Genomic DNA, 12,429 nt, shown 5'->3' on the forward strand with positions numbered 1-12,429 from the left:
AAGGGAGAGACAACGTTTTCTTATAATGGGAAAACGTACATAAGAAGGCGCGCATGAAACTGCTTATCGTGGAAGACGAACACAAGGTGGTTGACTATTTGCGCTCCGGCTTGACGGAGCAGGGCTGGATAGTCGACGTCGCCCTCGACGGCGAGGAAGGCACGCATCTCGCGATCGAATTCGACTACGACGTGATCGTGCTCGACGTGATGCTGCCCAAGCGCGACGGCTTCAGCGTGCTGAAGGCGCTGCGCGCGCACAAGGCCACCCCCGTCATCATGCTGACCGCGCGCGACCAGATCAACGACCGGGTGCGGGGCCTGCGCGAAGGCGCTGACGATTACCTGACAAAACCATTCTCCTTCCTGGAGCTGGTCGAGCGGCTTCATGCGCTCGCTCGGCGCACCCGCGTGCAGGAGTCGACGCTGATCTCGCTGGGCGACTTGTATGTCGACCTGATCGGCCGGCGCGCCACGCGTGATGGCGTGCGGCTGGACCTGACGGCCAAGGAATTCCAGTTGCTGAGCGTGCTGGCGCGCCGCCAAGGGGATATCCTGTCGAAGACGGCGATCACCGAACTGGTCTGGGACGTCAATTTCGACAGCCATACCAACGTGGTGGAAACTGCGATCAAACGCCTGCGGGCCAAGCTGGACGGCCCATTTCCGACCAAATTACTGCACACGGTGCGCGGCATGGGCTATGTGCTGGAGGTCCGCGAGGAAGCGGGAACATCATGAATCGATCCATCGCCCGGCGTCTGGCTTTCATGTTCGCGGCCGTCGCGCTGTTTGTCTTTACGCTGGTCGGGACCGGGCTTTTCCTGGTGCTGCGCACGCAACTCGAACTGCACTTGCGCGAGTCGCTCGACGACCGCACGCAGATCGCGCGGATCATCGTCTATCACGCGGTCACGCCTGAAAAGTGGAAGATCGCGCGCGAAAAACTCACCGACATGACGCCGCGCGACGGCGTCACGCTGTATTCGGTGTGGAGCGCCGACTCGTCTTATCAGTTCGGCAAGCCGGTCACCGGACAGGTCATGGATCGCTGGTCGGGCGGCTATGAACGGGTGCGAACCGGCCCCGGCAGCGAAAACGACATGCTTGCCAACACGGTGACACTGCCGGCTTATGGCCAGCGGCCGGCCGTGATGCTGCAGGTTGCCGCGGGTTATTCTGCGAACGCGCGGACCATGCGCGCGTTCGCCTTTGCGCTTGCCGCCTTGTCCGCCCTCGGCAGTCTCGGCGTGCTGCTGCTGAGTTATTCGGTCACCCGCATCGGGCTTGCGCCGCTGACGCGGCTGACTCGGGACGCGTCTGCGGTGAGCCCGAACAATCGCTCGCAGCGGCTCAATACGCGCTCGCTGCCGCTGGAACTCAACGATCTCGCCAATTCCTTCAACGGCGCGCTTGAGCGTCTTGACGGCGCTTATGGGCGGCTCGAATCGTTCAACGCCGATGTCGCGCACGAGTTGCGCACGCCCGTCACCATCCTGATCGGGCAGACGGAAGTGGCGCTGACCCGCAACCGCTCCGTCGATGACCTGCGTCACACGCTGCAATCGAACCTGGAAGAATTCGAGCGCATGCGGGCGATCATCAACGACATGCTGTTTCTCGCCCGGGCCGATCAGGGGGAGCGCGCGACGGGGCTTGTCGATGCATCGCTTGCCGCGGAAGTCGCCCATACGCTGGAATTCCTGGAGATTCCGCTCGAGGAAGCGCAGGTGCGCGCGGTCTATACGGGCGACGCGCTCGTGCGCGTGAACAAGTCGCTGTTTGGGCGCGCGTGTATCAATCTGCTGATGAACGCGATCCAGCACTGCGCGCCGGGCTCGAGCATCATGGTGTCGATTACGCGTGAAGGCGACCAGGTCCGCGTTGCCGTTGCCAATCCCGGGGAGCCGATTGAGCCGGCTGTGCTCGATCATCTTTTCGACCGGTTTTATCGCGCCGAGGTCTCGCGGACCAACAGTCGCGAGAACCATGGGCTGGGTCTGGCGATCGTCAAGGCGACTGCGGAAATGCATGGCGGCAAGGTGTCGGTGACGAGCAGCGCGGGCATCAATACGTTTGCGTTTTCCGTTGCGGCGACAGGAAGTGGGCAGGTGAGCTCAACTGGGATTCCTAACGTGAATGCGCCTGCGAGTGTTTCGTCCAGTGCGTCCCCCGCCGATGCTCCGATGCAGCCCGCCTCGGCAAATCACTGACACCGGCATGGCATCAATGCTTGCCCGGCGCTTCGCGCGCCGGGGAGCGGCCCTTCCGGGCAAACCTTTTCTTCATTCGATTATTCGGACGCGTTGCTAAACGCGCTCGTTTTTGCCTTTCGCTCAAAAGATAGGTTGTCGTACAACATGGCCGGTAGCACCGCGTCCCTATTCGATCTCGCGCCATCTTCGGAGTAGTCCATTCCAACGCTGCCTCAAATCGTGGGACTCAGCTTCCATAAGGGTTAAGCCGACATCCGTCCGACCTTTACAGGTCGTGGCAACCACCATGGTTAAGGGTTTACGGTGATAGAAAACACGCCCTGTCACAGTTATGTTCTCATACGACAACATACATCGATAAATGCACCGCGAAGCTGAGTTTTGCTGCGGTTCATTTGTGTCGCGTGGCGGCATCGGAGTGACTCGATCCGCAATAAAATCCATACAAAGAGCGAGGAGACGAAATGATTCTGTCCGGCCGTTTGTCGGCGAAGCTGGGGGTGCTGCACATGGCGTTGAGCGCCGTGGCGGCGGTTGCCGCGGTGTCGATGGTCACGGCACCTGCCGCGCACGCGGCGGACCCGGTGGCGATTAACATCGTGGACGTTGCGGGCAACCTGCAACTGACGCAAAAGGCGTTCGAAGCCTTCAAGGCGAAGTACCCGCAACTCGTCTCCAACATCACGTTCACCAACGCACCCGCGCCGCAGTTGCCCGGCAAGATCAAGGCGATGCAGGCGGCCGGCCGCTCGGATATCGACATCGTGCTGACCGGTACGGACGCGCTTGCCGCGGGTATCGAACAAAAGCTCTGGATGAAACTGCTGCCGGATCAGGCCGCGGCATTCCCCGGCGTACTCGATAAATACGCACCCGGTCCGCGCAAGATGCAGGATCTGGCGCAAGGCTACGGCATTGAAGTGACATACATGCCGGCAGGTCCGCTGATCGAATACAACCCGGCGAAGGTGACCGATCCGCCGAAAACGCCTGAGCAATTGCTTGCGTGGTGCAAGGCGCATCCGGACAAGCTGATCTACGCGCGCCCGGCTAACTCCGGTCCCGGACGCACCTTCCTGATGGGGCTGCCGTATGTGCTCGGCGACAAGAATCCGCAAGATCCGATCAACGGCTGGGACAAGACCTGGGCGTTCCTCAAGCAGCTGAACGACTGCATTCCTTACTACCCGGGCGGAACGTCGGCGGTGATGAAGGAACTCGGCGAAGGCTCGCGCGACATGACCGTGACCGTGACCGGCTGGGACATCAACCCGCGCGCGCTCGGCCTCGTGCCGGCTGAATACAAGGTCCAGGCCTTCGACAACATGACGTGGGTCAACGATGCCCACTACATGGTGATCCCGAACGGCGTGCCGAAGGAAAAGCTCGACGTGATCTACAAGATGATGAACTTCTTGCTTGAGCCCGCGCAGCAGGCAATGACCTTCGACGACGGTTATTTCTATCCGGGTCCGGTCGTGAAGGGCGTGACGATCGACCAGGCGCCGGCGAAGAGCCAGGAAGTCATCAAGAAGTACGGCCGCCCGGAATACGCGAAGCTGCTGGCTGACCGTCCGCACGTGGTGCCGTTGAGTGCCTCTGCCATGGTGGCCGCGTTCCAGAAGTGGGACCGTGAAATAGGCTCGCAGAAATCGAAGTAACTTTGGATACCGAAGTAATATCGAAGTCACTTTATACGGCCGTGCGGCGGCTTGATGATTGCGCTTAGCGATCAAGTCAAGTTCGTCGCACGGTGTCGTTCTTAGTCTCAGGAACCTGCCATGAAGCATCAGTTTGATGAGTTGCGTCTTGATTCGGTCAGCCGCAGTTTCATGAACGCCGAAGGTCAGGCGGTCGCGGCGCTCCGTGGTCTTGCCTTGAACATCCAGCGCGGCGAATTTATTGCATTGCTTGGGCCGTCCGGTTGCGGCAAGTCGACCGCGCTCAATTGCATCGCCGGCTTGCAACCGCTGACAGGCGGGCGGATCTGGCTCGACGATCAGCGTATTGACGTCCTGCCGCCGGAAAAACGCGGCTTCGGCATGGTGTTCCAGAACTACGCGCTGTTCCCGCATATGTCCGTGCTCGACAACGTCGGCTTCGGACTCAAGATGCGCGGCGTGGGCAAGAGCGAAGCCGCTCGACGCGCATATGAAGCGCTGCAAATGGTGCAGCTCGTCGGTCAGGAAAAGAAGCTGCCGGGGCAATTGTCCGGCGGCCAGCAGCAGCGCGTGGCTATCGCCCGTGCGATCGTGATCGAACCGGCGCTCGTGCTGATGGACGAACCGCTATCGAATCTCGATACCAAGCTGCGCATTGAAATGCGTGCTGAGATCCGGCGCATTCACAGTCAGCTCGGACGCGCGACGATCTACGTGACGCACGACCAGGACGAGGCGCTTTCGATGGCCGACCGCATTGTCGTGATGCGTGAGGGCACCGTGCAGCAGGTTGCATCGCCGAAGGAAATCTACGAACGGCCGGGCAACCTGCATGTCGCGCGTTTCATGGGATATCGGAACGTTGCTCAATTTACGCTCGACGGCATGCAGGGCGATGGGGTGGTCGTAAGCTCGGACGGTGTGCGCTTGATCGGCATGCCAATGGCGGGTTTCGACAGCAAGCGCGTGAGCGTTGCGATGCGTCCCGAAGATCTGGACCGCGCTGCGCCAGGCGCCGAAAATGCGTTCGATGCAGAGGTGCTGACCGTTGAATACGGCGGCCACGATTCGCTGATCCGCGTGAAGGCTGCGTTCGGCAATCTGTGGGCGCGCGTGACGGGTGACGTGGCGGTGGGTGAACGAATTTGCCTGCGGGTTCCGCCTTCGCGCACGCTGGTGTACGACGGAGAAACGTCATGAACTCGCCGATGGTTCCGCTTCCTTCCGCCGTTCCACGCGACGCGAAAGCGTGGCTGGTTTCGCCCGCGCTGATCTTCATCCTCGCGCTGTTTGTTTATCCGTTCGTGTACGGCCTCGTGCTGTCATTCCAGCCGATGAACGGCGGTTCCGCGTTCGCCAACTACATCGCCTTTTTCACCGATACCGCGATGTGGCCCACTATCATCGTCACCTTGAAGCTTGCGGTGCCGGCGACAATCATCAACGTGGGTCTGTCGGTTCCGGTTGCATTCGCATTGCGCCGGAATTCGCCGTATCAGAAGTTCGTGACCACGTTACTGGTGATTCCGGTGACATTGGGCACGGTGCTGATCGCCGACGGCATGCTGACCTATTTCGGCCCGAACGGCTGGTTCTCGCAGGCGGTGCATGGACTGCATTTATACGGCGATGAAGTGCGTCTCACGCATAATTATTGGGGCGTGTTGATATCGCTGATCGTGTCGGGATTTCCGTTCGCGTTTCTGCTGACGCTCTCGTATGTGACCGGTATCGACCCGACGCTTGCGCGCGCTGCGGCTACCTTGGGCGCGAGTCCTTGGGAGCAGTTTCGACAAATCTATTTACCGCTGCTGATGCCCGGGCTGACCATGGCCGCATGCTTGTCGTTCGTGCAGGCGTTCTCTGTGTTTCCGTCGGCTGTACTGCTCGGTGCGCCTGCCGGACCAACGCGCGTGATCTCTATCGCCGCGGCCGAAGCCGCATTCGAAAGTTACGATTACTCCCTCGCCTCGGCAATCGCGATGGTGATGGGCTTCGTCCAGTTGCTGGTGGTGGCAGGCATGCTGAGCACGCGCCGCTTCTTCTACACGGGTCCGGTGACCGGAGGTAAAGGCTGATGGCAACCGATAATCATGCACCCGCCTGGACGGCTTCGACTCATGCATCAGCACCTCGCGACAGTCGCAATGACGGCGCACAACCGGCCAAGCCGATGAAACCGCGCGTCAGCCTTGGCGACCGGCTCTGGAAGATGTTCGTCTGGGGCGCAATGGCATTTTTCTTATTCAACGTGTTGCTGCTGATTGCGACGGTTGCCGTCAACTCGATCGCGACGCGATGGTTCGGCACGCTGCTGCCGGCGGGATTCACGCTCCACTGGTACGCACAGGCCTGGAGCGACTTCCAGCTTGCGAGCGTGTTGTGGGTGACGGTCGAGGTGGTCGGCGCGGTCGTTCTGCTGTCGATTGCATTGGGCGTACCGGCCGCGTATGCGCTTGCTCGCGTGCAATTTCGCGGCAAGCGTTTCGCGATGCTTATCTTTCTGCTGCCGCTGATGGTCCCGCCCGTCACCTACGGCATCCCGATGGCAACCGTCATGTACAAGGTCGGTCTTGCCGGGACGTTGAGCGGCGTGATCCTTGCAAACCTGGTACCGGCGCTGCCGTTCGTTATCCTTGTGATGACGCCGTTCATTGAACAGATCGATCCGAATCTTGAAGCGGCCGCGCGTATATTTGGGGCGAACACGACGAAGTATTTCCGCTATGTGCTACTGCCGCTGCTGATGCCGGGCATGTTGGCGGCGGGCTTGCTGGTGCTGGTTCGCACTATCGGCATGTTCGAACTGACGTTCTTTACTGCCGGTCCGACCACGCAGACGCTGGTGGTCGCGCTGTACTACGCGGTCTTTTCGACGGGCGTTCGTGCGCCTCAATCCATCGACGCAATGGCGATGATCTACATGGCGATCACGCTGGTATGGGTATTGATCGCGCTGCAATTCGTGAGCCCGACGCAACTCGTTTCGCGCGTCAAGGAACAGCGGCAGTGATGGACGCGTAGTCACCTTAAGGTTCGATTGAAATGGAACAGTCTCCTCTCTACATTCGTGTTCATCCTCAGGACAATGTGGCGATTGTCGTCAACGACGGCGGCTTGCCCGAAGGCGCCGTATTCGCCGATGGCCTCGTGTTGCGCGAGCGTGTACCGCAAGGCCATAAAGTGGCGCTCGCCGATCTGGCCGAGAACGAAGCCGTGGTGCGCTACAACGTGGTGATTGGATACGCGTTGAAGGACTTGCCAAAGGGGAGCTGGATCAACGAACACGTGATCCGCATACCGGAGCCGCCGGGTCTGGAGAACCTTCCAATCGCCACGCGCGCGGCGCCCGATATGCCCGCGCTGGAAGGGTTCACGTTCGAGGGGTATCGAAACGCGGACGGGTCGGTCGGATCGCGCAATATTCTTGCGATCACGACGACCGTGCAATGCGTGTCGGGTGTGGTCGAGCATGCGGTCGCGCGGATCAAGGCTGAACTGTTGCCGCGTTATCCGAATGTCGATGATGTTGTCGGACTCGAACATACCTATGGTTGCGGCGTTGCCATCGACGCCCCGGATGCCATGGTGCCCATTCGCACCGTGCGCAACATCAGTTTGAATCCGAACTTTGGCGGCGAAGTGATGATCGTGAGCCTCGGGTGCGAAAAGCTGCAGCCTGAGCGCCTGATGCCCGTCGGCACGATTCCGATTGCAACGGCAGGGGACGATTCGAATGGCGATGTTGTCGTGCTGCAGGACAATGCGCACGTCGGGTTCCAGTCGATGATCGATTCCATCATGCGGACTGCTACGCATCATCTTGAACGGCTGAACCGTCGGCGGCGCGAAACATGTTCGGCCGCCGATCTCGTGATCGGCGTGCAGTGCGGCGGTAGCGATGCCTTCTCCGGACTCACCGCGAATCCCGCAGTCGGCTTTGCGACTGACCTGCTCGTGCGTGCGGGCGCGACGGTGATGTTTTCCGAAGTGACGGAAGTCCGCGATGGCGTCGACCAGCTGACGAGCCGTGCCGCCAACGCCGAGGTTGCGCAGGCGATCATTCGCGAGATGCAGTGGTACGACACATATCTGAGGCGCGGCGGCGCGGATCGCAGCGCGAACACGACACCGGGAAACAAGAAAGGCGGGTTGTCGAATATTGTCGAGAAGGCGATGGGCTCGATCATCAAGTCGGGCAACTCGGCCATCTCGGGCGTGCTGTCGCCGGGTGAGAAGGTGAAGCAGAAGGGGCTGATCTTCGCTGCAACGCCCGCAAGCGATTTCATCTGCGGCACGTTGCAGGTCGCCGCCGGTATCAACCTGCATGTGTTCACCACGGGACGAGGCACGCCTTATAGCCTGGCCGAGGTACCGGTGATCAAGGTCGCGACACGCTCCGATTTGGCACGCCGCTGGCACGACCTGATGGATATCGATGCAGGTCGCATAGCAACCGGCGACGCGACGATTGAAGACGTAGGTTGGGAACTGTTCCGTTTGATGCTGGACGTGGCGAGCGGACGCAGGCAGACGTGCGCCGAGCATTTGAAGCTGCATAACGCGCTTACGTTGTTTAATCCGGCGCCGGTGACCTGACCTGACCTGACCCGCAGCTCAGGCTATCAGGCGTCGATCATCAACTGTTTCGTATAGCTGATGAATGCGCGTACAGCAGGGGCACGTTCGTGCCGGCGAAATGCCATGGCGACCTCCGATACGATCGGTTTGCCGGTAATAGGCTTATAAATCACGCCAGGCAATGAAACGCAGTCGCTGAGCGTGTGCGGCACTATCGAGACATTTCCCCCTAGCGAAACGCAGGCCAGTACCGCGGCCAACGGTCCGGGCCTCGGACCCAGTTGCGGTTTAAAACGCCCCCTGCGCCCGACTTCAAACGTCCCAAAGTCCTGCTCGGGCAACGCGAAAACGCAGTCACGCAGTTGGCCGGGAGAAACGCCTGCCGATCCCGCCAATACCGAGTCTTCGGGAATTGCCAGAATGAAATGATCACGATATAGCGTGATCGCCTGGATACCCTCCGGATAGTGCATGGGCGGCCTGACATACGCGACGTCGATAACCCCTTCAGCGAGCATGGCCGGCACGCGGTCCATCGCCAGTTCGCTCAGAACCATCTCTATGCGCGGGTTGTCATGGCGAAATCCGCGGACGGTGCTTTGAAGCACGCCTGCGAATGCCGCTGATGCAACGTATCCCACCTCGATCCGGCCTAGCTCCCCACGCTCGGCTAACGCAGCAAGCTCCTGCCCGCGTGACAAATGGGCAAGGGCTGCCAGCGCTTCGGGCAAATAGGCCTCACCCGCGGCCGTCAACGCAACGCTGCGTTTGGTCCGATGAAACAGGCGCACGTTTAACAACCGCTCGGTTTCCTGAATCTGCTTGGTGAGCGAGGGCGGCGCGATCTCCAGTTCCTCGGCCGCTCGGGCAAAGTGGAGGTGCTTCGCAACGCATACAAAGCACCTGATATGGCGAAGTTCGAGTTTCACTGTATTAACATTTTCGTGAATAATTCTGTGATCTTACGTTAGTGACGGCTAACACGGGTACAGATAGGATGTGCGCTGTCAATTCCATCGCGACGGCGGTATCCATGTTTCGAAGAAGTCCGGGTAACAACCAACCGTCTCAACAGGTGCCTTCAAACGACTCTCCGCCGTCACCGGCCCCGGCGTTAAACGCGCGTGCAGCACGATTCGTGTTGGGCACCGCCTCGGCAACTTGCGCGCTGATCGTTCTCGATACCAACGTGGTCGCCGTCTCGTTGCCCTCGATTGCGCGATCGTTCCACGTCGGTTTTGCCGACGTCGAATGGGTGGTGAGTGCCTACATGGTCGCCTTTGCATCGTGCTTGCTGGCGGCCGGCGGCATAGCTGATCGCTTCGGCCGGAAAAAGCTGATGATGATCGGCCTGGGCGTTTTCTGCCTGGCATCGCTCGGATGCGGGCTTGCGCCTACCGCGCTTTTCCTGAATCTGGCTCGTGCGATAAAAGGCGTGGGCGCGTCGATGTTGCTGACCGCCGCGCTCGCCGTGATAGCCAACACCTTCCAAGAGGGGCCTTCGCGGGCGCGTGCGTGGGCCGTGTGGGGCATGTGCATGGGGCTCGCGACCACGGTCGCACCTTTAGTCGGCGGTGTGATTACGCAATGGCTCGGGTGGCGGTGGATCTTCCTCCTGAACCTTCCTGTTTGCTCGGTGCTCGCCTGGTGTGTGCATCGCTCGATCCGCGAGTCGCGCAACCCTCAAGCCGGAGCAATCGATGTAATGGGCAGCCTGCTGTTCGGTGCTTCTCTGGCGCTTGGCATCTGGGCGCTGATCGGAACACAAACAGATGGTTGGAAAAGTCTGTTCACGGCAGTCCGATTCGCCGGATGTGCAGGATTGCTGATCGTATTCTTGAAGCTGGAAAAGAGCCGCACGCATGCAATGATCGATCTGTCGCTGTTTCGTCAGTCGCGTTTTGTTGCTGCGGTGCTTAGCATGTTCGGCTATGCGGCCTGCGCTCAGGTCATGATGACTTTCCTGCCGCTGTATTTGCAGAACGCATTTGGATGGCCGGCGGTTAGCGCGGGCATCGGTATGCTTCCGTTTGCCACTGCCATGATCGCGGGTCCCTACATAGGTGCGTGGCTGGCTGGCCGTTTTTCCAGCGTCACGTTGCTGACGGTCGGGCTTGGGCTGATCGGTGTGGGGAATTTATTGACCGCGTCGGTATCAATGAGCCAGAAATACTGGCTGGTTGCGCTTGGCATGATCGTGACTGGTTGTGGTGCCGGCATATTGAACGGAGATACGCAGAAGGCGATCATGGCGTGCGTGCCGCCCAATCGGACGGGCATGGCTTCCGGCATTAGTACGACCACGCGGTTCACTGCAATTGTCACGTCGGTTGGCGTGCTTGGTGCGGTGCTTGCATCGCGGACGCAAACGGCTTTTGATCTAGCCTTGGCTAATGCACCCGCGGTGAGGAATTCGCTTGATGCGGACTTCATGTCCAGATTGCTTGCCGGTGACGCTGCTCATGCGACCGAGCATTTAGCGCCTGCCGCAAAGGTATTTCTTGCGGCTGCAGCTCCGGCAAGTTTCGCTAGTGGCTTCGCGTCCGCGCTATGCGTTGCCGGTGTGCTTGCACTGGTTATTGCTGCGGTTGTATGGGGGTTGGCCGGCCGGCGTGTTCGTCCTGCGACGCTGCCGCTCGGACAGGGGTGAGGTTGGATCTCTCTGCACTTTCTTTGGTTGCTGCTTTTTAGGTTTTTGCGGGTTCGGTGTTAGCTGATTTCTTTATCACTGTTAGCCACTGCGCGTGGCGGCGCGTCATTTCTTTGTCCAAAGCGACAAAGAAACGAAGCAAAGAAAACGCTTTCACCGCTCTACCCTAAGTGTCCACAGCGTGCAGTTTTGATTCATGGGTGCCCCAAAAGCACGATGCTCGCCAGAGCTTAGGATGTGTGAACCCCTCCTTCTCGCGAATCCTGACAGTAAAACGCTTCGCCCCGTACGCTCTCGGGCTAGCACTAGCGACTGAACCTGCCCAAGGAGCGCCCCGCGCTATCCGCGGAAAACCAATCACCGAATTTGTATGGATGACGAACCACTTCGCCAAGCACAAGGAAACAAGGCCACCCAAACACGTAACGCCGTACCCCACGAAAACGTCCATGCGATTCACCAGCCAAATCACCAAAAATTGAAGCAATAAATGCACATCATTCTGTGATCCGCAACGCAGGACATGCGACCCCTTCGGCGTGGACTGTTCAACCAAGCTACTAAGAACCGGCACCTCAAATATGCGTGGCGCCGTGCCGGTTCGTGGGGCAAGGGTGCTAGCCCGAATGGCACTTACTTAAGCCTGCAATGGAGGAGAAGACGGTGGTAAGTGCTTGAGGAGAAAGGGAGGCGGCTGATCGATAGATTGATACGATGGTTGTTACCAAGCAAACAGCGTCTCATTCCAAAGATCAGCCACCATGGATCGTAATGCACGCAGTCATCATAGGCAAACACGACGCACCGTTCAGAGCCGTGCGCGCCGCGCACAGGCCGTAGACTACTTCAACATACTGACGAGCCCGCAGCTGCTAGATATAACGGAAGCGTATTTGCCAGAGCATCGAGAACGCCTGTATCCGCCGACGGTGACGCTGTCGATGTTCATGCGTCAGGCGCTGGAAGCGGACGCTTCGTGTCAGAAGGCAGTCAACGGGTGGGCCGCGCAGCGAGCTGCCGACGGGCTGCGGCCCATGAGTGTGCGTACGGGCGGCTACTGCCGCGCTCGCCAGAGACTGCCGCTGACGATGGTGCGGGAGTTGGCGCGTGAGACGGGGCGTCAATTGCACGAGAAGGTCAAGCCGGCCTGGAAGTGGCGCGGGCGCCCAGTCAAGCTGGTTGATGGCACCGGGATCTCGATGCCTGATACGCCGTCGAACCAGGCCCGCTTCCCACAGCCCGGTTCCCAGGCCGAAGGCGTGGGATTTCCGTTAGCCTATCTGGTTGCGGTGATCTGTCTGGCAAGCGGCGCAGTGCTGGAG

Annotated in this window: 10 protein-coding genes; 9 read left to right on the forward strand and 1 reads right to left on the reverse strand. The window is 59.9% G+C overall.

The features are described from left to right. Nucleotides 1-53 precede the first annotated feature (53 nt). The 7 genes from ACMX25_RS09110 (at nucleotide 54) to garD (ending at nucleotide 8,475) form a co-directional block, all read left to right on the forward strand. Nucleotides 54-740: a heavy metal response regulator transcription factor gene (locus ACMX25_RS09110; protein ID WP_047846805.1), complete on the forward strand. Its 687-nt coding sequence runs from the start codon at nucleotides 54-56 to the stop codon at nucleotides 738-740. Continuing rightward, nucleotides 737-2,212, forward strand: coding sequence for a heavy metal sensor histidine kinase (locus ACMX25_RS09115; RefSeq protein ID WP_414949375.1), 1,476 nt, complete (start codon nucleotides 737-739; stop codon nucleotides 2,210-2,212). The genes ACMX25_RS09110 and ACMX25_RS09115 overlap by 4 nt, the downstream gene beginning before the upstream one ends. Before the next feature lie 512 nt (nucleotides 2,213-2,724). Continuing rightward, nucleotides 2,725-3,876 (forward strand): ABC transporter substrate-binding protein, encoded by a 1,152-nt coding sequence (locus tag ACMX25_RS09120; protein WP_414949394.1) that lies wholly within the window; start codon nucleotides 2,725-2,727, stop codon nucleotides 3,874-3,876. A 120-nt stretch (nucleotides 3,877-3,996) separates the two neighbouring features. Then, nucleotides 3,997-5,076, forward strand: coding sequence for an ABC transporter ATP-binding protein (locus ACMX25_RS09125; RefSeq protein WP_414949377.1), 1,080 nt, complete (start codon nucleotides 3,997-3,999; stop codon nucleotides 5,074-5,076). Beyond that, a complete protein-coding gene (locus ACMX25_RS09130; RefSeq protein WP_299711522.1) occupies nucleotides 5,073-5,954 on the forward strand; it encodes an ABC transporter permease in 882 nt (293 codons plus the stop codon). Before ACMX25_RS09125 ends, ACMX25_RS09130 begins: the two co-directional genes overlap by 4 nt. After that, entirely contained in the window at nucleotides 5,954-6,889 is a 936-nt protein-coding gene (locus ACMX25_RS09135; protein WP_414949378.1) for an ABC transporter permease, read from the forward strand. Before ACMX25_RS09130 ends, ACMX25_RS09135 begins: the two co-directional genes overlap by 1 nt. Before the next feature lie 32 nt (nucleotides 6,890-6,921). After that, complete coding sequence (garD, locus tag ACMX25_RS09140) at nucleotides 6,922-8,475, forward strand: galactarate dehydratase (RefSeq protein WP_414949379.1); 1,554 nt, start codon at nucleotides 6,922-6,924, stop codon at nucleotides 8,473-8,475. 26 nt (nucleotides 8,476-8,501) lie between these two features. On the opposite strand, the gene ACMX25_RS09145 is transcribed toward garD, so the two are convergent. Then, complete coding sequence (locus tag ACMX25_RS09145; RefSeq protein ID WP_414949380.1) at nucleotides 8,502-9,386, reverse strand: LysR family transcriptional regulator; 885 nt, start codon at nucleotides 9,384-9,386, stop codon at nucleotides 8,502-8,504. Between the two features lie 104 nt (nucleotides 9,387-9,490). Between ACMX25_RS09145 and ACMX25_RS09150 the strand changes: the two genes are divergently transcribed. Then, nucleotides 9,491-11,107: an MFS transporter gene (locus ACMX25_RS09150; RefSeq protein WP_414949381.1), complete on the forward strand. Its 1,617-nt coding sequence runs from the start codon at nucleotides 9,491-9,493 to the stop codon at nucleotides 11,105-11,107. Between the two features lie 761 nt (nucleotides 11,108-11,868). After that, the coding region (locus ACMX25_RS09155; RefSeq protein WP_462686292.1) for a transposase at nucleotides 11,869-12,429 on the forward strand (561 nt) is incomplete at its 3' end.

The sequence above is a fragment of the Caballeronia eucalypticola genome, assembly GCF_047608185.1.
In the GTDB taxonomy this organism is placed as follows: Bacteria; Pseudomonadota; Gammaproteobacteria; order Burkholderiales; family Burkholderiaceae; genus Caballeronia.

Bases quoted from the DNA above. Each gene is read 5' to 3' on its own strand.
- ACMX25_RS09110 (WP_047846805.1), top strand. From the start codon at position 54: ATGAAACTGCTTATCGTGGAAGACGAACACAAGGTGGTTGACTATTTG.
- ACMX25_RS09115 (WP_414949375.1), top strand. From the start codon at position 737: ATGAATCGATCCATCGCCCGGCGTCTGGCTTTCATGTTCGCGGCCGTC.
- ACMX25_RS09120 (WP_414949394.1), top strand. From the start codon at position 2,725: ATGGCGTTGAGCGCCGTGGCGGCGGTTGCCGCGGTGTCGATGGTCACG.
- ACMX25_RS09125 (WP_414949377.1), top strand. From the start codon at position 3,997: ATGAAGCATCAGTTTGATGAGTTGCGTCTTGATTCGGTCAGCCGCAGT.
- ACMX25_RS09130 (WP_299711522.1), top strand. From the start codon at position 5,073: ATGAACTCGCCGATGGTTCCGCTTCCTTCCGCCGTTCCACGCGACGCG.
- ACMX25_RS09135 (WP_414949378.1), top strand. From the start codon at position 5,954: ATGGCAACCGATAATCATGCACCCGCCTGGACGGCTTCGACTCATGCA.
- garD (WP_414949379.1), top strand. From the start codon at position 6,922: ATGGAACAGTCTCCTCTCTACATTCGTGTTCATCCTCAGGACAATGTG.
- ACMX25_RS09150 (WP_414949381.1), top strand. From the start codon at position 9,491: ATGTTTCGAAGAAGTCCGGGTAACAACCAACCGTCTCAACAGGTGCCT.